At 73.0% G+C, this 18,521-nt stretch carries 15 protein-coding genes; 10 read left to right on the top strand and 5 right to left on the bottom strand.

Translation table 11 applies throughout. From position 1 onward, the window contains the following. Positions 1 to 353: 353 nt before the first annotated feature. Entirely contained in the window at positions 354 to 1,100 is a 747-nt protein-coding gene (locus AB0C27_RS22510) for an ABC transporter substrate-binding protein (protein WP_357846896.1), read from the bottom strand. A 130-nt stretch (positions 1,101 to 1,230) separates the two neighbouring features. Continuing rightward, entirely contained in the window at positions 1,231 to 2,103 is an 873-nt protein-coding gene (locus tag AB0C27_RS22505; RefSeq protein ID WP_357846894.1) for a hypothetical protein, read from the bottom strand. Between the two features lie 882 nt (positions 2,104 to 2,985). On the opposite strand from AB0C27_RS22505, the gene AB0C27_RS22500 reads away from it, so the two are divergent. Next, positions 2,986 to 4,137, top strand: a complete 1,152-nt coding sequence (locus AB0C27_RS22500) for a DUF418 domain-containing protein (protein WP_357846892.1) — start codon at positions 2,986 to 2,988, stop codon at positions 4,135 to 4,137. A gap of 390 nt (positions 4,138 to 4,527) precedes the next feature. Here AB0C27_RS22500 and AB0C27_RS22495 read toward each other — a convergent pair whose 3' ends face one another. Beyond that, complete coding sequence (locus AB0C27_RS22495) at positions 4,528 to 5,424, bottom strand: alpha/beta hydrolase (RefSeq protein ID WP_357846890.1); 897 nt, start codon at positions 5,422 to 5,424, stop codon at positions 4,528 to 4,530. A 348-nt stretch (positions 5,425 to 5,772) separates the two neighbouring features. Between AB0C27_RS22495 and AB0C27_RS22490 the strand changes: the two genes are divergently transcribed. Further along, positions 5,773 to 6,750 carry a threo-3-hydroxy-L-aspartate ammonia-lyase gene (locus AB0C27_RS22490; protein WP_357846888.1) on the top strand — a complete coding sequence of 326 codons (978 nt, stop codon included), beginning with the start codon at positions 5,773 to 5,775 and terminating at the stop codon, positions 6,748 to 6,750. 224 nt (positions 6,751 to 6,974) lie between these two features. Next, entirely contained in the window at positions 6,975 to 8,237 is a 1,263-nt protein-coding gene (locus tag AB0C27_RS22485) for an MFS transporter (protein ID WP_357846886.1), read from the top strand. Here the strand turns inward: AB0C27_RS22485 and AB0C27_RS22480 are convergent. Beyond that, positions 8,232 to 10,580 (bottom strand): LuxR C-terminal-related transcriptional regulator, encoded by a 2,349-nt coding sequence (locus tag AB0C27_RS22480; RefSeq protein ID WP_357846884.1) that lies wholly within the window; start codon positions 10,578 to 10,580, stop codon positions 8,232 to 8,234. The genes AB0C27_RS22485 and AB0C27_RS22480 overlap by 6 nt on opposite strands. Before the next feature lie 100 nt (positions 10,581 to 10,680). Between AB0C27_RS22480 and AB0C27_RS22475 the strand changes: the two genes are divergently transcribed. The 6 genes from AB0C27_RS22475 to AB0C27_RS22450 all read left to right on the top strand — a co-directional run bounded on the left by AB0C27_RS22475 (position 10,681) and on the right by AB0C27_RS22450 (position 17,134). Continuing rightward, positions 10,681 to 11,658: an NAD(P)-dependent alcohol dehydrogenase gene (locus AB0C27_RS22475; protein WP_357846882.1), complete on the top strand. Its 978-nt coding sequence runs from the start codon at positions 10,681 to 10,683 to the stop codon at positions 11,656 to 11,658. A 73-nt stretch (positions 11,659 to 11,731) separates the two neighbouring features. Next, the gene (locus AB0C27_RS22470) at positions 11,732 to 12,178 is read left to right on the top strand and encodes a MarR family transcriptional regulator (RefSeq protein WP_357846880.1); all 447 of its coding nucleotides are present in this window, start codon (positions 11,732 to 11,734) and stop codon (positions 12,176 to 12,178) included. Further along, a complete protein-coding gene (locus AB0C27_RS22465) occupies positions 12,175 to 13,581 on the top strand; it encodes an MFS transporter (RefSeq protein WP_357846878.1) in 1,407 nt (468 codons plus the stop codon). Before AB0C27_RS22470 ends, AB0C27_RS22465 begins: the two co-directional genes overlap by 4 nt. A 117-nt stretch (positions 13,582 to 13,698) precedes the next feature. Further along, a complete protein-coding gene (locus AB0C27_RS22460) occupies positions 13,699 to 14,472 on the top strand; it encodes a carotenoid biosynthesis protein (RefSeq protein WP_357846876.1) in 774 nt (257 codons plus the stop codon). After that, complete coding sequence (crtI, locus tag AB0C27_RS22455; RefSeq protein WP_357846874.1) at positions 14,460 to 15,947, top strand: phytoene desaturase family protein; 1,488 nt, start codon at positions 14,460 to 14,462, stop codon at positions 15,945 to 15,947. The genes AB0C27_RS22460 and crtI overlap by 13 nt, the downstream gene beginning before the upstream one ends. 119 nt (positions 15,948 to 16,066) lie before the next feature. Next, positions 16,067 to 17,134, top strand: coding sequence for a glycosyltransferase family 2 protein (locus tag AB0C27_RS22450; RefSeq protein ID WP_357846872.1), 1,068 nt, complete (start codon positions 16,067 to 16,069; stop codon positions 17,132 to 17,134). Here AB0C27_RS22450 and AB0C27_RS22445 read toward each other — a convergent pair. Then, the gene (locus AB0C27_RS22445; RefSeq protein WP_357846870.1) at positions 17,094 to 17,666 is read right to left on the bottom strand and encodes a glycerol-3-phosphate acyltransferase; all 573 of its coding nucleotides are present in this window, start codon (positions 17,664 to 17,666) and stop codon (positions 17,094 to 17,096) included. The two genes, AB0C27_RS22450 and AB0C27_RS22445, sit on opposite strands and share 41 nt — an antisense overlap. Between AB0C27_RS22445 and AB0C27_RS22440 the strand changes: the two genes are divergently transcribed. Next, complete coding sequence (locus tag AB0C27_RS22440) at positions 17,656 to 18,519, top strand: spheroidene monooxygenase (protein WP_357846868.1); 864 nt, start codon at positions 17,656 to 17,658, stop codon at positions 18,517 to 18,519. The genes AB0C27_RS22445 and AB0C27_RS22440 overlap by 11 nt on opposite strands. Positions 18,520 to 18,521 lie beyond the last annotated feature (2 nt).

Here is an 18,521-nt window from a genome sequence, read left to right as displayed (position 1 = left end):
GCGCCCGGTAGCGGGTGACTGACGCGACCCTGCACCCCCACACCGACCTGCCCCCACACCGACCTGCCCCCACACCGACCTTCACCCACACCCTCACCGACCCGCACCCACACACCGACCGCCACGGCGGGGGGCGGCAGCGTCCGGTCGCCGGTGGCCGCGCACAGTGGCAGGTGGTGCCTGGCGGAGGTTGCCACGCCCGGTGGAGGCTGGCGGGGGTGGGTGGCCGGGCCCGGTCGCGGGTGGCCGACGCGACCCTGCGCACCTTCACCGGCCCGCACCTTCACCGACCCACACCCTCATCGACCGCCACGGCAGGGGCAGCCGCGTCCAGTCGCGGGTCGGGGGGTTGGTCAGGAGCCGGGGGCCGGCGCGATGAGCGAAGTGACGTCGAACTTCTGCTTCAGGTAGCCGAATTCGAGCATGAGGTCCGCCACTCGCTGCACCTTCGCCGGATCGACGGCGGTGGCGAAGCCGCCGAGTTTCATCGTGGCGGCTGTGGCGCGGTCGATCTTGGTGTACTTCTCCAGGGCGGGAGCCACCTCGGCCGGGTTCGACAGGGCCAGCTCGGCGGCCTTGCGCAGGGCCCGCTGGAAGGCCGCGACGACCTTCGGGTTCTGCGCGGTGAAGGTCTCCGTGGTGAGATAGCCGGCGATCGGGAAGTCGGCCAGCGGCCCGGCGAACGGCTCGGCCAGCGCGACCGCCCCCGACTGACCGGCCGCCGCCTGGCTGAACGGCGCGGGCAGGAACGCCACCTCCACCTGACCGCTGTCGAGCGCCCCGGCCATCTCGGGGAAGGGCCGTTCAATGAACTTGACGTCCTGCGGCGCGAGCCCGACGGGCTTGAGCAGGGCGCTCATGGTGAGGGTGGCGATGTTGTTCAGCGTGTTGACGCCGATGGTGTGCCCTTTGAGCTGGGACACCGGTGTCCGTGCCTGTTCGGGGGTGAGCGGGCGGGTGGGCAGGACGAGCTTCACCGTCTCCTCCAGCTCCTCGATTGCGTCGTGCGGGTGTCCAGGCAGGACACGGCGACGATCTCCCCGCCCGCCTGGCACGCCGAGCGCGCTCACGACCGCGCTCACGACCGCGCCCGACCGCATGCGTGTCCCCATGCCCCGGTGGCGGTGAGCGCCAGGTGTGGTGGCGGTGAGGCCCGGGGGTCTCCGTGCCGTGGTGATGGGCGCGGGGGAACGTGGAGGCGGGATGGCTGTGTGGGGTGCCGGGCAGGGCTCAGCTGGTGATCGTTTTGTCGCGCAGGAGGAAGTAGCTGGCCTGGTCGGTTTGCAGGTAGGCGTGGAAGTTCGGGGCCAGGGAGCGGGCCGATCTGTCGGCGGTGACGATCGTGACGACCACGTAGTTCTTGGACGCCCCCGAGAGGATCTTGCCGTACGAGTAGTTGGTGAGGGTCGCGTTCTGGCGCCACCTGACCGCGTTCGACGTGAGCTTGGCCAGGCGGGTGGCGGCGGTCTTGGCGGCCTGCTCGCTCGGGAACGACATCAGGAGCTGCACCGCCTTGATGTGGCCGCTGTAGGCGGAGTAGGCGAGCTGGACGGCGCTCTCGCACTTGTTCCTGGTCAGTACGCTGCCCTCGCCGTCCACCGGGGCGCACGAGGGGTAGGTCCAGCCGCCGACCTTGTCGGCCCGGAACTTGACGCCGCCCAGGGCGAAGTTCCAGTCCTTGAACTCGCTGTGGGTGAGCGGCGAGCCGGGCTGCACCTGCGTCGAGGCGGACGCGGAGCTGGTCGGCTTGCTGCTGGGCGTGGTCGTGGGGTCGGGGGTCGTGGGGTCCGGGGTCGCGGACGCGGGCGGGTCCGTCGGCTCGGGGCGCTGCGACGGTGGAGAGGTGGCGGGGTCGTCGCTGGGCAGGGCTACGGGGATGGTGGGGCCGGGCGCGTTCAGGTAGAGGAACGCGCCCACCGCGCCGCCGCCGAGCAGGATCACGGCCAGGCCGATGGCCAGCCCGATGATCAGGCCGCTGTTGCCCTTCCGGGTCGCCGGTACGGGCGCATAGCCCGGCGGCTGCTGGAACGGCCCACCGCCCGGCTGGCCGGCGTACGGCGGGTTGCCGTAGCCCTGCTGAGCGGGCGCGGTCTGACCCGGCAAAGGGGCGTAGGCCGGCTGGGTGGCGGCGGCATGGGGCGACGGTGAACCGTATCCGGGCTGATTGGTGGCGATTTGGGCTGGGGAGGGGCCGTATCCGTGCTGGGTGGCAGCGGTCTGTCCTGGGTGCGGGTCCCAGCCGGATTGCTGGGTGGCGGCGGTTTGTCTTGGCTGCGGGTCCCAGGCGGGTTGTGGCGTGGTGGTTTGGCCTGGTTGCGGGTCCCAGCCAGTTGGTTGTGGGGTGGTGGGCTGGCTCGGCGGTGGGCCCCAGTGGTGTCCCGAGGTGGTCGGTGAGGGACTGTAGCCGGGGGCGGCGGACCCTCTCGGTGGTGTGGTGTAGTCGGGTTGAGGGTGGGACGGGCCGTTACCGGACTGAGCGGCAGGTGGCCAGCCTTGGCTCGGGTCCTGCTGGGACAGGTAGGCCGGGTGCTGCGGAGGACCCCAGACCGGCGGTTGCGGCGTGCCGTGGCCCGGGTGCTGTGCGGTGCCGTAACCCGCGTGCTGCGGGGTGTCATAGTCCGGATTCTGGGCGGTGCCGTAGGCCGGATTCTGCGGGGCACCGTCCGGGTGCTGCGGGGCGCCGTAGGTCGGATTCTGCGGGGTGCCATAAGCCGGGTGCTGCGGGGCCGGGGGCTGGGGTGGGTCGTACCCTTGCGGCGCAGCCTGGCCCTGTGCGCCGTCCCAGGGTTCTGGCTGGTACGGCTGGGGTTGGGGTGGCTGCGGAGGGTATGCCATCCCACCATTGTGGGGCAGGCTATTACCTTCTGCCTCAAGTACCCCACCAATTGTCATAGTGGGTCAGCGTGCCGGTGGGAATGCTTTGGTCGACTCGGCGGAGACCAAGGTCTGATGTCGCGGCATGCGCGCCGATCGTAGCTTCGGCCCATGACGGAACTACGCACGCCTCCCGGCACCCGGATCCACGAGGTGGACGCCGTGCGGGGATTCGCCCTGGCCGGCATCCTGGTCGCGAACATCGGCTTCCTCGCCGACCCCGGCTACGCCGTGGCGGACGGCCGCATGCCCATCCCGGACGGCCCCGTCGCCCTGGCCATCACGGCTTTCGTGCTGACGAAGTTCTACATCATCTTCTCGTTCCTGTTCGGCTACTCGTTCACGCTGCAAATGCGCTCGGCGGAACGGGCGGGCGCGAGTGTGAAGGCCAGGACCCTGCGCAGGTGCCTGGGGCTGTTCGTGATCGGGGTGCTGCACGGGATCCTGCTGTGGATCGGCGACATCCTCACCCTGTACGCCGTGCTCGGACTGGCCCTGCTCGCCATGCGTAACCTCAGGCCGAGGACGGCCGTCGTCACCGGCTCCGCCATCGTCGGCGTGATCACCCTGCTGCTCGGGGCGCTGGCCTGGCTGTCCACGCTCGACCCGACGGCCGGCCAGGCCCCGGCGGCCGACCCGGCGCTGGCGGCCAGGACGCTGAGTCTGGCCACCGGTGGGCCGCTCGACTTCGTGACCCTGCAACTGGAGCTCTATCCGCCCATCGTGGCGATGGTCTGGCTGTTCCAGGGGCCGATGGCGCTGGCCATGTTCCTGTTCGGGCTGGCGGCGGGCAAGCGCGGGCTGCTGGAGGACACCGAGCGGTGGGCGCGGGTGCTGCCCAGGATCCAGTGGGCCGGGTTCGGGATCGGCGTGCCCGGCGGGATCCTGCTCGCGTGGACGTCCGGCGGCGCGGGCCCGTGGGAGCTGGCCGGCACCGCTCTCAACACCGTCACCTCGATCCTGCTGGCCGCCGCCTACGTGGCCACGCTGCTGCGGGTGATCAGGCGCTTCCCCGCCGCCGGGCGCGCGCTGGCCCCCGCCGGCCGGGTGGCGGCCTCCAACTACGTGGGCCAGTCGGTGCTGGCGTGCCTGATCTTCACCGGGTACGGGCTGGGGCTGGCGGGCAGACTGTCGCCGCTCGCCGTGATGGGTGTGGCCGCGCTGATCTACACGCTGCTGCTGTGGCTGAGCGCGATGTGGCTGCGTTCGCACCGCTATGGACCGATCGAGTACGTGCTCCGCCGCGTAACGAACTGGGCCTGATCGGTGCCCGCCGGAATTTGATCCGGAACTTTGCGGCGAACCGGTATTTCTCCCTATACGCCCGCTCTCTACGAGTGCAGCATCCTTTGGCAGGAGGTCGGACAGGTAGCCGTGCCGGCGGCCTGTGGCGCAGCACGAGGGCCTGCGCGACAGGCCGATCTCCGGCACAGAGCAACAGCGCCGACCGACTGCCGAGGACGGATCAGTTGGGCAGGCCCGTGCCGCGGGTCACCATGATCCCCGCCGAGCAGAGCGCGGTCTTGCTGCGGGACGGCGCTTTGCTCGGCGGGCATTTCCACCCCGCGGCTCAGGTCCGGGCGCCGGTTGTCTCCGGTCCGGGGTAAGAGGGAAGAGCCGTCTTCGTGGTGCCGTCTGCGGGCTGGCGGGTGGTCAGCAGGTCTCGACGCGGTGGACGAGGCGGGCGATGTGGGCGGCGGTGTCGGACCACAACTGCCTGGGCAGGTCGTGCCCCATGCCGTCGATGATCACCAGCTCCGCCCCGGGGATCGCCGCCGCCGTCGCCTTGCCGCCGCTGACGTCGCACATCGCGTCCTCGGCACCGTGCAGCACCAGCGTCGGTACGCCGACCGTACGGAGCCGGGCGGTCCGATCGCCCGACGCGAGCACCGCGACGGCCTGGCGCAGCATCCCGACGGGATCGTAGGACCGGTCGTACGCCATCCCGGCGCGCTCACGCACCTCGGCCTCGTCGGTGGGGAAGCCGGGCGAGCCTATGACGCGGAACGCCGCGACCCAGCTCTCGATCACGGCCTCGCGCCCCTCCGGCGGCGGCCCCGCCAGCGCGGCCAGCGCCTCGGGCGTGGGCCCGCCCACCCCGGGTGCACCGGTGCTGGACATGATCGAGGTCAGTGAACGGATGCGGGCGGGATGCTCGATCGCCACCGTCTGGGCGATCATCCCGCCCAGCGAGGCGCCGACGAGGTGGGCGCTGTCCAGCCTCAGCACGTCGAGCAGCCCGACCGTGTCGCCCGCCATGTCGGACAGCGTGTAGGAGGCCGAGGACAGGTCGCCGGCCATCACGGCCGGCAGGTCGGGCGGCGGCGCGTCGTGGAAGTGGGTGGACAGGCCGGCGTCGCGGTTGTCGAAGCGGATGACGTGGTGGCCGAGGCCCGCCAGCTCGGCGCAGAAGTCCTCATGCCAGTGGATGAGCTGACCACCGGCGCCCATGATCAGCAGGACGGGCGGGGCCTGGGGGTCGCCGAAGCGTTCGTAGGTCATCTCGATCCTGGACGGACCGACATTCTTCGCCTTTTCCTCGCTCATCATCGTTGTGTCTCCCGATTTCGACGGGCGGAAGGACGGATGACAAACGCTATCGCCACTCGGCTGGATTTCCGAACGAATATTTTCCTGGTGCTTAATTAATAGTAATTGGCGAAATGTGGTGAAGGCTGCTGACCGTACCGCTCAGGACGCTGTCGCGGGGCCCGAGGTCCAGGGGCTGATGCCCGGTGGATCCGCGTGCCGTATCCCCGGAGGACGGGGCCTGCCGCGCCATTTCGCCGATAGCTGAGGAGCGGGTACGCCTCCCTGTTGCCGGAATTTCTCCACCGATGCCGGAAATAGTGGTGATATAGGGATGTCTTCGGTGATCAACTGGGAGGTACAGAGAACATGCCGAACGCGCTGCCGGTCACCCTCGGTGACGTCCACGACGCCGCCGCCCGGCTCAAGGGCGTCGCCCACCGGACCCCCGTCCTGCGCTCCCGTACGCTCGACGCCCTGGTGGGAGCCGAGGTCTTCCTCAAGTGCGAGAACCTGCAGCGCATCGGGGCGTTCAAGTTCCGCGGGGCCTACAACGCCGTCTCCCGCCTGACCCCGGCCCAGCTTGAGCAGGGCGTGGCCACGTACTCGTCCGGCAACCACGCCCAGGCCGTCGCCCTGGCCGCGCGTGAGCTGGGGAGCACGGCGGTGATCGTCATGCCCGAGGACGCCCCGCGTTCCAAGAGGGAGGCCACCGCCGGTTACGGCGCGGAGATCGTCACCTACGACCGCTACAGCGGGGATCGGGTCGCCATCGGCGAGGCGCTGGCCGCCGAGCGCGGGCTCACCCTGATCCCCCCGTACGAGCACCCGCACGTCATCGCCGGCCAGGGCACCGCGGCCCTGGAGCTGATCGAGGAGGTCGGCGAGCTGGACGCGCTGCTCGTGCCGATCGGCGGCGGCGGCCTGATCGCGGGAAGCGCCACGGCGGCCAAGGGGGTGCTGCCCCGGATCCGGGTGATCGGCGTGGAGCCGGAGGCCGGTGACGACACCAAGCGGTCGCTGAGCGCGGGCCGGCGGGTGTCCATCCCCATCCCGCGCACGATCGCCGACGGCCAGGCCAGCGAGATCCCGGGCGAGCTGACGTTCTCGATCAACCGGCACCTGGTGGACGACGTCGCCCTCGTGAGCGAGGACGACATCCGCGCGGCCATGCGGATGGCGTTCGAACGCATGAAGATCGTCATGGAGCCCAGCGGCGCCACCCCGCTGGCCGCGTTGCTGGCGGGGCGGGCCGGGAACCTGCCGCGCAGGGTCGGGCTCATCGTCTCCGGCGGCAACATCGACACCCGCCGCTTCGCCGAACTGTGCGCCACCCCGGCCGGCTGATCGTCCCACCGATGATCGGCTGAGGCCCGGCCGCCGGTCCGGCTCCATGTCCGGTTGCTCGTCTGGCTGCCTGTGCGGGCGCCGGTCCGGTTGCCGGTCCGGTTGCTGGTCCGGTTGCTCGTCTGGTCTCCCGTTCGGCCTCCTGTGCGGTCGCCGGTCGGGTTGCTCGTGCGGTCTCCCGTTCGGCTGATCGACTTGTTCGTGGTTGCGGCAGAATGGGCCGGATGTCCTCTCTTCGCCCGGCGTCCGGCCGGGACTTCCGGCGGCTCTGGGCGGGGACGGCCGTCAGCCAGCTCGGGTCGGCGGTGGGCATGGTGGCCCTGCCTGTGGTGGCCGTCACCGTCGTCGGGGCGTCGGCGTTCGAGGTGGCGCTGCTGGCCGCGTTCACCGCCGTCACGACCGCGCTGCTGGCCTTCCCGCTCGGCGCCCACGTCGAGTTCAGGCGCAAGCGGCCGATCATGATCGTGACGGACGTGGTCAGGTTCGCCGCGATCGCGAGCGTTCCCGTCGCGGCGGTCGTGGACGTGCTGACCTTCGCCCAGCTGTGCGTGATCGCCGTCGTGAACGCCTCGTGCCAGATCGCGTTCACCGCCGCCTCCCAGGCGCACCTCAAGGCGCTGGTCACGGGGCCGGGCCTGGTCGAGGCCAACAGCCGGCTGGAGTCGACGCGCTGGCTCAGCGTCTCGGCGGGGCCCTCTGCGGGCGGCGCGTTGATCGGGCTGTTCGGCGCGGCCGGGTCGCTGGTGATCGACGCGGTGTCGTTCCTGGTCAGCGCGTCGGTGATCAGGGCGTTGCGCACGCCGGAGCCGGCCCCGCCCGTACGGGAGCGGCGCGCGTCGCGGCGGGAGGAGCTGTTCGCGGGCTGGCGCTTCGCCTGGCGGCATCCGGCCCTGCGGCCGATGCTGGTCAGCTGGGTGACCTTCGCCGGGGCCAGCTCGATGGGGGCGTCGGTGTCGGCCGTCTTCTACCTGCGCGACCTGGGGTTCGAGCCTTGGCAGTACGGGCTGATCATGGGTGTGCCGTCGCTGGGCGGCTTCATCGGCGCACGGGCGGCGGCTCGGCTGGTGGCCAGGCTGGGTGACGTGCGGGCCCTGTGGTGGGCGAGCATGGTGCGCGGGCCCTGGTACTTCCTCATCCCGGCCGCCGTGCCCGGTGTGCCAGGGCTGCTGATGTGCGGCTTCGGGTTCGGAATGGTGCTGTTGTTCGCCGGCGCGGCCAACTCCACCATGACGAGCTACCGGCAGCGGCAGACTCCCGACGAGCTGATGGCCAGGGTGGCGGCGCTGTGGTCGTTCGCGACGACGGTGACGCAGCCGCTGTTCATCCTGCTCGGCGGCCTCGTGGCGACGTGGGCGGGCACCCGGTCGGCGCTGTACGCGGCGGCCGCGGTGATGTGCGCGGCGGCGTTGCTGCTGCCACGCACGCCATCGAGCCCGAGACCGAGCACGCCACCGGGCGCAGCGCCGGGCACGCGGCGGGATTCATGATCGTGCGGTGGCCGTCCATGCGGCTATCTGCGCTCGCGAGTTGAACCCCAGTTTGTTCATGATCGCGCGTACGTGGCTGTCCACGGTGTGCTCGGAGATGAACAGCCGCGCCCCGATCTGCTTGTTGCTGAGCCCTTCCGCGACCAGCCGGGCTACCTCGGACTCCCGCCGGCCGAGTGGCGGCGCGCCCTCATCCGACGGTTCCTGGGCGGCGCCGGGAGCGGGCTCCCCGAGTGCCAGCGCGACCGCGGCGTCCCTGTCCAGCGCCGCCCCGGTCGCGAACTCCTCGTCGAACCCGGGCTCCCCGAGCGCCGCCTGCGCCGACCTCCCCGCCTCGACCAGCAGTGGGGCGAGGTAGGGCAGGACGTCGGCGCCGGTCCCCGCACGCACGGTCTCCGCCGCCCCCAGCAGCCGTGCGGCCGGTCGTGCCCGTCCCGTGCCGGCGGCGTGGCAGGCCAGGGCGTAGAGCAGGGCGTACTGTCCGACCCGGTCGTCGATCCGGTACGCCACCCGCAGCCCCTCCGCCAGCAGTGGCCCGGCCTCGTCGAGCGCGCCCGCGATGAGCCTGGTCGCGCCCAGGTTGAGCAGCATCATGCCGAGGCTGTAGAGGTCGCCGGTCTCGCGGCCGAGGCGGACGCCCTCCTCCGCCGCCGATCCGGCCGTCGCGAGGTCGCCGCCGAGCAGACCGGTGAGTGCGCGCGACTGCAGGTACATGAGCAGGGCGGTGTGATCGCCGAGCCCTTCGGTGGCGGCCTGTGCCCGCTCGCCCAGCCGCGCCGCCGCCGGCCGGTCCCCGGCCATGGCCGCCGCCATCGACGTCAGCGACAACGACTGCGCCAGCACGGACCGCATCCCGGCCGCCCCGCCCGCCCTGTCCGCCCCGGCCGTGGTCCCCGCTGCGTCCACGGCCCTGTCCAGCGCCGGTCGCGCCGTGGCCGGGTCGGACTGCAGTACAGCCAGAAAGCCACGCATGTACCAGGCCAGCGCCAGCTCCTGAGGCCCCAAGCCCGACTCCCGCGCACCGCCGCCCCCGTACGCGAGCAGTTCATCCAACCACCGCACACCTTCGCCGAGCCCGCGCGTCATCCAGTAGTACCCCAGGGAGTACACCAGCAGGACCCCGACCCGCAGGTCCCCCCGCGTCACGCAGTCGCGCAGCACGTGCCGTACGTTGTCGATCTCCAGGTCCATCCACGCGAGCCACTCGCCGAGCCGCTGCCGCACCCGCGGCGCCGACTCCAGGCAGCGCCCGATGTAGTGATCGTTGCGGCGCCGGGCCAGGAACTCCTCCTCGCCCGCCGCACGCAACTTGAGCACGGCGTACTCGCGCATCGTCTCGTGCAGCCGGTAACAGGCGAGCCCCCCGGCGTCCTCCTTGATCACCAGGGACTTGTCCACGAGCGAGGCCATCAGGTCCAGCGTGCCCGCCGCGGATACGTCCCTGTACGCGCAGATCGCCGTGACGTCCTCCAGCGTGAACCGGCCGGCGAACGCGCACAGTCGCCGCAGCAGCGCCCGCTCGCCCGCCGCCAGCAGGTCGTGGCTCCAGTCGACGGTGGTGCGCAGCGTCTGATGGCGGGGCAGCGCGGCCCGGCTGCCCCCGGTGAGCAGCCCGAACCGGTCGTCGAGGCGTTCGAGGATCTGCTCGGCGGACAGCACCCGCGTCCTGACGGCGGCCAGCTCGATCGCCAGCGGCAGGCCGTCGAGGCGGCGGCACAGGTCGGCCACGGCGGCCTGGTTCGCCGGGGTCAGCTCGAACGTGCCAGAGCCGGCCGCGGCCCGCTCGGCGAACAGGCTGACCGCCTCGTTCCGCCGCAGCTCCGCGAGCGGCGCGCGGGCGGGCGGCGGCAGGTCGAGCGGCGGTACGGGCACCACGTGCTCGCCCGGCACCGACAGCGGCTCCCTGCTGGTGGCGATCACCCGTACGCCGGGGGCCGCCCGCATGACCTCCGCCACCAGTGGGGCGACGGCTCCGAGCAGGTGCTCGCAGTTGTCCACCACCAGCAGCAGCCGCTTGTCCCGCAGGTACGACAGCAGCAGCGCCACCGGCTCGGCCGCGGTCTGGGTGCGCAGGTCCAGGGCCGCCGTCACGGCGTCGCCGACGAGCCCGGGATCGCCGACCTCGGCCAGCTCGACCAGCCACGCCCCGCCGGGGAACCCGCGCCCGAGATCGCCCGCCATCCGCAGCGCCAGCCGCGTCTTGCCGACCCCGCCGGGACCGACCAGGCTGACCAGCCGGGACTCCGAGAGCTTGCGCCTGATCACCGCGAGCTCACGGCGTCGGCCCACGAAACTGGTCGCCTCGGCGGGCAGGTTGCCCGTACGGCGCGGCGGTCTGGCCATGGTGGCTCGGACACTACTACCGCCCCGGGCCCGGCCGGAGCCTCGCAATCACGAATTCACGTGATTTATCCAGCCAAGGGCGGCGTCTCACGCTGATCGTATGAAGGCGATTCGTTACCACGCTTACGGCTCACCCAACGTGCTGCGGCTGGAGGACGCGGACATGCCCGCCGTCGGGGACGACGACGTGCTGATCCGCGTCCGCGCCGCCTCGGTGAACCCGCTGGACTGGCACGCCATGAGAGGCGCGCCGTACGTGGCCCGGCTGGACATGGGCCTGCGCCGTCCCAAGCGCAGCGGGCTGGGCGCGGACCTGGCGGGCACCGTCGAGGCCGTGGGCAGGAAGGTCACCCGGTTCGTGCCGGGCGACGACGTGTACGGCGGCTGCGCGATGGACCTGACCCCGGGCAGGACGGGCTTCGCCGAGTACGCCGCGCTGCGCCAGGACGGCTGGCTGGCCAGGAAGCCGGCCGGGCTGACGTTCGAGCAGGCCGCGGCCGTGCCGGTGGCCGGCGTCTACGCCTTGCAGGCGCTGCGCGACAAGGGCGGCCTCAAGGCCGGGCAGCGGGTGCTCGTGAACGGGGCGGCGGGCGGCGTGGGGACGTTCGCGGTGCAGTTCGCCAAGGCGCTGGGCGCGGCCGAGGTGACCGGGGTGTGCAGCACGCGGAACGTCGAACTGGTCCGCTCGCTCGGCGCCGACCGCGTGATCGACTACACCGAGCGGGACTACACCCGTACGGGCGGGCGGTATGACGTGCTGCTCGACCTCGTGGCCAACCACGGCCTGCTCGCCAACCGGCGCGTGCTGGCGGACACCGGCGTCCTCGTCGCGGGCGCGCCGGCCAAGGGCCAGTGGATCGGCCCGCTGCTCGGGGTCGCCAAGGTCATGCTGCTGCCCCGGGCGACGTTCTTCCTGGCGGAGGCGAGCCCGGACGATCTGGACGTCATGACGGGGCTGATCGAGTCGGGCCGGGTCACGCCGGTGATCGACCGGACGTTCTCGCTGGACGAGGCGGCCGAGGCGGTCCGCTATCTCGAACGGGGGCACGCCAGGGGCAAGGTCGTGATCACCGTGTGAACGTGACCGAATAGACAGCCCAGGCTGTTCAGTCTGGATTGCACAGTCCAGGCTGTCGTTCTAGCGTGGATCTGTGAACGAGGTGCAGGAGGTCTCCGAGCAGGCCGCGCACGCGGCGGCCGAGGTGTGGGTGGTCCTCAGCCGGCTGCGCCGCCGGCTCCAGGCACTGGAGGGGGAGGGCGGCAGCTCGCCCGCGCAGGCGTCGGTGCTGGCCCGGCTCAGCAAGCAGGGCCCGGCCTCGGCCAGCGAACTGGCCGCCGCCGAGCGGGTCAGGCCGCAGTCGATGGCGAAGATCGTGGCCGCGCTGGAGCAGGCGGGGCTGGTCGAACGTCATCCCGATCCGGAGGACGGGCGGCGCCAGCTCGTCACACTGACCGAGGCGGGGCGTACGCGGCGGCAGGGCGACCGTCAGGCGCGCGAGGCGTGGCTGGCCAGGACCCTGCACGAGCGGGGCGACGAGGAGCAGTTGGCCGCGGTGATCACGGCGATGGCGCTCCTCGACGAGGTCGCGCACTCGTGACGGACTGCCGGGGCGTCGCCGGGCGGGTGCGGCGCGGGCGGCCGCCCGATGCGGGCGGGTTCGACCGGAAGCTGGTCGCGCCCATGATCCTCGGCTCCATTCTCAACCCGGTCAACTCCTCCATGCTGGCGGTGGCGCTGATCCCCATCGGCGCCGCCTTCGGGGCGCCGCCGTCCGAGACGGCGTGGCTGGTGACCGCCCTCTACCTGGCCACGGCGGTCGCGCAGCCGGTCATCGGCCGGCTCGTCGACGCGTACGGCCCGCGCCCGCTCTACCTGACGGGCACCGCGCTGGTGGGCCTGGCCGGCCTGATGGCCGTGTTCGCCCCGGGCCTCGGCCTGCTGATCGCCTCCCGGGTGCTGCTCGGCATCGGCACCTCGGCGGCCTATCCGGCGTCCATGTACCTGCTGCGCAGCGAGGCCGAGCGCACCGGCCTGCGCAACCCGAGCGGCATCCTGGCCGCCCTGTCCGTCTCCAACCAGGTCATCTCGGTGATCGGCCCCACGCTCGGCGGCCTGCTGATCGGCCTCGGCGGCTGGCACCTGATCTTCACCATCAACGTCCCGCTGTCGGCCGCCTGCCTGGTCCTGGGCGGGATGCGGCTGCCGCGCCGCGCCGACCTGCGCCTCACGCCCGGTCAGCGGATCGACGTCGTGGGCATCGTGCTGTTCGCCGGCACGATCGTGGCGTTCATGCTGTTCCTGATGGAGCCGGGCCTCGACCACGCCTACCTGCCCGCCGTCGCCCTCGTGACCGGCGCCGGCTTCGCGTGGTGGGAGCTGCGGCAGCGGGAGCCGTTCATCGACCTGCGGGTGCTGCGCGGCAACGCGCCGCTGCTGGCCACGTACGCCCGCCAGCTACTGGCCTTCACCACCATCTACGCCTTCCTGTACGGCTTCACCCAGTGGCTGGAGGAGAGCCGCTCGCTGAGCCCGTCGCAGGCGGGGCTGATCCTGCTGCCCATGTCGGGAGCGGCCATCGTGGCCACGGTCCTGGTCGGGCGGCGGCCTCGGGTGCGCGGCAAGCTCGTCGCCGGCGCGCTCATCCAGATCGCGGGCTGCGTCGGGCTGCTGCTGCTCGACGTGTCCGTCCCCGTCTGGGTCCCGGTGGTCATCGCCACCGCCGTCGGCATCCCGCAGGGGCTGATCGGCCTGGCCAACCAGAACGCCCTCTACGCCCAGTCCGACCCGGCGCGCATGGGCTCGTCGGCCGGGCTGCTGCGTACGTTCGCCTACCTCGGCGCGCTCCTCGCCTCGGCGGCCAACGCCGCCTTCTACCGGCACGGCGCCAGCACCGGCGGGCTGCACGACCTCGGCCTGCTCCTGCTGGTCGTCTCGGCGCTGCTGCTCACGACCACCGTCGCGGACCGCTCCCTGCGCCGCGTCGGCCGCGACCGCCCCTGACGGACGCCACCCGCACGGACGCCGGCGGGGACCCGGAATCTTGCCCCGATGCGCGGACGGCCGTGGGGCTCGCTTGGGACGTCACCGGGAACCCTTCACCGCGGCGGAATCCCGGGGGTGGCGTTGGAACAGGCGAGTGAACAGGTCAGGTCCGTGGACGCCGGGCCGGTGCGCGTGCTCGGCGTGGTGTTCCTGCTGGCCATGACGGCCTGCCAGGTGATGTCGGGGCTGGACGCGAGGCCCGAGCGGTTCACCGGGGCGATCGTGGCGCTGCTCGCGGCCGGCGCGCTCGCCTTCGCCGCCACCGTCTGGGGGCCGGTCAGGGCGGCGGGCGCGTTCGGCGGCGCGGTGCTGACCGGGTACGCGGCCGAGGTCGCCGGGGTGCTGACCGGGTTCCCGTTCGGCGACTACGCCTACGGCGACGTCCTGTGGCCGCAGGCCGGCGGGGTGCCGGTGGCGGTGGCGGTGGCGTGGGGCGGCATGGGGCTGGCCGCGTACGCGGTGGCCGCCGCCGTGGCGCCCGTACCGGGCTGGCGGCGCGTCGCGGTGGGGGCGGGCGCGCTGACCGCGTGGGACCTGTTCCTCGATCCGCAGATGGTGCGGATGGGGTTGTGGACGTGGGCGCAGGACGGGCCGTACCGGGGCGTGCCGCTGAGCAACTACGCGGGCTGGCTGCTGGTGTCGGCGCTGGTCATGCTGGTCGTGCAGCGCTTCGCCGGCGACCGGGAGCCGGGATACGGGCTGCTCGCCCTCTACACGGTCATGGCGGTCATGGAGACGGTCGGCTTCCTGGCGGTGTTCCAGCCGCCCGATCCGCTGGTCGCCGCCGCCGGAGGCATCACGATGGGCGCGTTCGCCGCGCCCGCCTGGAGGCGGCTGTGGCAGCGGTGACGGTGATCGGCGGCGGCGTCGGCGGCATGACGAGCGCGCTGCTGCTGGCCAGACAGGGCCACGACGTGCGGCTGTACGAACGATCGCCCAGACTGGGCGGGAAGCTGGCCGAGCACCACCGAGACGGCTTCACCTTCTCGCTCGGCCCCTCGCTGCTGACCATGCCCGAGCTGTTCAGGGAGCTGGGGCTGCGCCGCGAGCTGATCGAACCCGAGCCGCTGTGCCGCTACCGGTTCGCCGACGGCACGGTGCTGGACGCCCGGCGCGACCTGGCCGAGATGGCCGCCGCGGTGGACCGGCTGGCCCCCGGCGAGGGGGCCGCCTGGCACGCCTTCCACGACTGGGCCCACGGCTGCCTGCGCGCGGCCGGCCGGACCGCCTTCGCCGGCCCCCTGCTCGGCCCGCCCGGCCGGGCCCGGCTCTCGGACCTGCTGGCCGTGGCGCCCGCCCGTACCCTCGACGGGCTGGCCCGCCGCTTCTTCCGCGACCCGCGCCTGCGCCAGTACGTCGGCCGCTACGCCACCTACGCCGGCTCCGACCCGTACCGGGCGCCGGCCGCGCTCGGCTGCGTCCCGGCCCTGGAGCACGGGCAGGGCGTCTGGTACGCGCCGGGCGGCCTGCCCCGGCTGGCCGAGGACCTGACGCTGCTGCTGAAGGCGGCGGGCGTGCAGCTCCATCTGTCCACCCCGATCGCCGCCGTCACCTGCGAAGGCTCCCGCGTCACCGGCGTCCGGCCGGCGGGCGGGCGCGCCGTGCCCTGCGACATCGTGGTGGCCAACACCGACGCCGCCGCCCTGTACGGCCACCTCCTGCCCGACCGGCGGCGGCTGCGCAGAATCGCCCGGCTCGGCCCTTCGTCGTCGGCGTTCCTGCTGATGGCCGGGGTCGAGGGCAGGACGCCCGGCCTGGCGCACCATTCCGTGCTGTTCTCCGGCGACTACGAGCGCGAGTTCGCCGACCTCTTCGAGCACCGCCGGCCGCCCGGCGACCCGACGATCTACCTTGGCTGCTCGGCCGTGGACGACGCCACACAGGCGCCCGAAGGGGCCGAGAACTGGACGATGCTGGTCAACGTGCCGGCCCGCGACCCGGTGCGGTGGCCGATGGGGGTGGCGGCGTACCGGGATCTGGTGCTGGAACGGCTGGCCGAGCGCGGGCACGACCTGTCGGGACGGCTGCGCTTCGTGGACGTCCTCACCCCCGCCGACCTGCGCGACCGCTACGGCGCCTGGGGCGGCGCGATCTACGGCAGCGCCTACCGGGGCAGGCTCTCGTCGTTCCTGCGCCCGGGAAACAGGGGGCCTCGACACGGGTTGTACGTGGTGGGCGGCTCGGCCCATCCGGGCGGCGGCCTGCCGATGGTGGTGTTGGGCGCCCGCATCGTCAGCCGCCTCATCGCCCGCGACTTCCCGCCCACCACCTCTGACCGGGACCCGTCGCGGAACCTGTGTGACACCGTGCGGGGTGGCCGGTGAGGGTGCTCAGCGTGGCTCAGGCCGTGGCCGGTGCTGTCGTGGTCGCTCGGCTGGCGCGCGGGCGACGGAGACTGCCGCCGCTCCGGGCGTGTCCGCCGGCCGGTGTCGAGGTGTCCGTGGTGATCCCGGCTCGTGACGAGGCCGCCAGGATCGGGCCGTGCCTGCGGGCCGTGCTGGCCGATCCCGGGGTCAGCGAGGTGATCGTGGTCGACGACGGCTCCCGCGACGGTACGGCGGACGTGGCGGCGCGGCTCGGAGCCAAGGTCGTCACGTCGGCGCCGCTGCCGCCCGGATGGATCGGCAAGCAGTGGGCCCTGCGCCAGGGCGTGGCGGCCGCGCGCGGCGCGGTGGTGGTCACGCTCGACGCCGACACCAGACCCGAGCCGGGCCTGTTCTGGGCGCTGACGCGGGCCCTGGACCGGTACGACCTGGTGAGCGCAGGCCCCCGCTTCCGCTGCGACAGCCGCTTCGAACGTGCCCTGCACGCCTCCATGCTGGCCGGCCTGGTCTACCGGTTCGGCCCGATCGGCCCGCCGACCGCGCCCCCGCCGCACCGGACGATCGCGAACGGCCAGTGCCTGGCCTTCCCGCGGGCGCGGATGGTGGAGGCGGACGGGTTCGCGCGGGTGCGCGACCGGATGACCGATGACGTCGCGCTGGCCCGTCACCTGGCCGGGCAGGGCTGGAAGGTGGGCTTCCTGGACGCGGCGGACCTGCTGGAGGTCGACATGCACGACTCGGCGGGCGAGCTGTGGCGCGAGTGGGGCCGCTCGCTGTCGCTGGGCGACGTGACCGGGCCTGGCCGGCAGGCGGCCGACCTGGCCGTGATCTGGCTGACGGGAGCCCTGCCGGTGCTGCGGCTGACGTCCGGGCGGCTGTCCGGGCTGGACCTGGCGCTGCTGGCCGTGCGGCTGCTGGTGGCCGGCGCGCTGCGCGGCAGCTACCGGGGGCCGGGGGCCGAGCTGCTGCTGTCACCGCTCCTCGATCCCGCGGTCGCCGCCCGCCTGACCCACGCCACCCTCCGTCCCGCACGGACCTGGCGCGGCCGCACGTACCCCCGATCCGGCCCTGCCGGGTTGCCTGGGGATCGTACGGACTCGCGTTCCTGTCCTGCCGGGTCGCCTGGGGATCGTATGGACGCTCAGGTCAGTGGTGGCGGGTGGCCAGGCCGAAGCGGAGCCCGATGAGGCACATCAGCCCGCCGGTGGCCGCGACCAGTCCGGCGGGCGCGAACGGCCACTGCAGCACGGGGATGGCGAACACCGCCACCCGGGCCCCCACCGCGAACGAGCGAGTCGCCAGCGCCGTCACCACCAGCGCCGCCACCGCCAGCCCGAACGCGGGCGGGCAGATGACGGCGATCCCGCCGGCGAACGTGAGCACCGACCGACCGCCCCTGAACCCGGCGAACACCGGCCAGGCGTGGCCGGCCATCGCCGCCGCCACCGCCAGGTACACCGGTGCCGCGCTCGCACCCGAGACCGTGCCGGACGAGGAGGTGTGCGCGCCGCTGACCAGCAGCGCCAGCAGGGCGGCCAGCGTGCCCTTGAGCATGTCGCCGGCGAACACCGGCATCGCCGCCCGCCGGCCGAGCCGCTCCTTGACGTTCCAGTACCCGGGGTTGCGATCTCCCACGTCCCGAGGATCGACGCCGTGGACGCGGCCCACCAGCACCGCGACCGGCACCGACCCGAGCAGGTAGCCGGCGATGACCGCCACCGCCCACTCAAGCGCCGATCCGGCTCCCGCCTCAACCATCGCGTCGTTCCACCTCGTCCGGTACGACACCGCGAGCGCGATGCGCCACATGGCCTTCGACCGGCCGCTGCTGCGTGACTGCGGCGGGCTGCTGTTCTGGCGGCTGCTGGGCACGGGCAGGGGACGCTCGATGTCGCTCGGGGCCGACCTGCGCCGCTGGGCGCTGTTCGCGGTCTGGCGCTCGGCCGGCGACCTGGAGGCGTTCCTGCGCTCGTCCCCGATCGCGGCCCGCTGGCGGGCCGAGGCGTCGGAGACCTGGCAGGTACGGCTCGCACCGCTGTCCTCGCGCGGCACCTGGACGAGCCGAAACCCCTTCGCGGACCCGCCCGGCACCCAGGCGGGCCCGTCCGGCGACTCGCGTGGTGCCCAGTTGGGCGCGTTGGGTGACTCGCGTGGCACCCCGGTGGGCCCGTTCGGCGGCTCGGGCGGCGGTGCGGTGGCCGCACGGGGCGGGCCGGTGGCGGTGCTCACCAGGGCGTCGATCCGGGTGCGCCGGCTGGTCGCGTTCTACCGGTCGGTGCCGCCGGTGGACGAACTGCTGCGGCGGCAGGACGGGTGCCTGGCCTCGATCGGGATGGGGGAGTGGCCGCTGGCCCGGCAGGCCACGTTCTCGTTGTGGCGCGACCAGGACGCGATGCGCGGGTTCGCCTACCGGGGGGCGGCGCACCGGCGGGTCGTGGAGCGCGTACGCTCCCACGACTGGTACGCCGAAGAGCTGTTCGCCCGCTTCATCCCGTACGCGAGCGAAGGCACCTGGAACGGCACCAATCCCCTGCGCACGCCGCCGCACCACGGCACCGGCCCCTCGTGCTGAGC

The organism is Nonomuraea sp. NPDC048882, from assembly GCF_040649755.1.
GTDB classification, from domain to species: domain Bacteria; phylum Actinomycetota; class Actinomycetes; order Streptosporangiales; family Streptosporangiaceae; genus Nonomuraea; species Nonomuraea maheshkhaliensis.
Note: the sequence above shows the minus strand (reverse complement) of the source record. Positions and strands in the feature narration are given on the sequence as shown.

What these genes read in the sequence shown, in the direction of transcription:
- AB0C27_RS22510 (WP_357846896.1), bottom strand. Translation starts at nt 1,100, where the DNA reads ATGCGGTCGGGCGCGGTCGTGAGCGCGGTCGTGAGCGCGCTCGGCGTG.
- AB0C27_RS22500 (WP_357846892.1), top strand. Translation starts at nt 2,986, where the DNA reads ATGACGGAACTACGCACGCCTCCCGGCACCCGGATCCACGAGGTGGAC.
- AB0C27_RS22495 (WP_357846890.1), bottom strand. Translation starts at nt 5,424, where the DNA reads ATGATGAGCGAGGAAAAGGCGAAGAATGTCGGTCCGTCCAGGATCGAG.
- AB0C27_RS22490 (WP_357846888.1), top strand. Translation starts at nt 5,773, where the DNA reads ATGCCGAACGCGCTGCCGGTCACCCTCGGTGACGTCCACGACGCCGCC.
- AB0C27_RS22485 (WP_357846886.1), top strand. Translation starts at nt 6,975, where the DNA reads ATGTCCTCTCTTCGCCCGGCGTCCGGCCGGGACTTCCGGCGGCTCTGG.
- AB0C27_RS22480 (WP_357846884.1), bottom strand. Translation starts at nt 10,580, where the DNA reads ATGGCCAGACCGCCGCGCCGTACGGGCAACCTGCCCGCCGAGGCGACC.
- AB0C27_RS22475 (WP_357846882.1), top strand. Translation starts at nt 10,681, where the DNA reads ATGAAGGCGATTCGTTACCACGCTTACGGCTCACCCAACGTGCTGCGG.
- AB0C27_RS22440 (WP_357846868.1), top strand. Translation starts at nt 17,656, where the DNA reads ATGACCGCCACCGCCCACTCAAGCGCCGATCCGGCTCCCGCCTCAACC.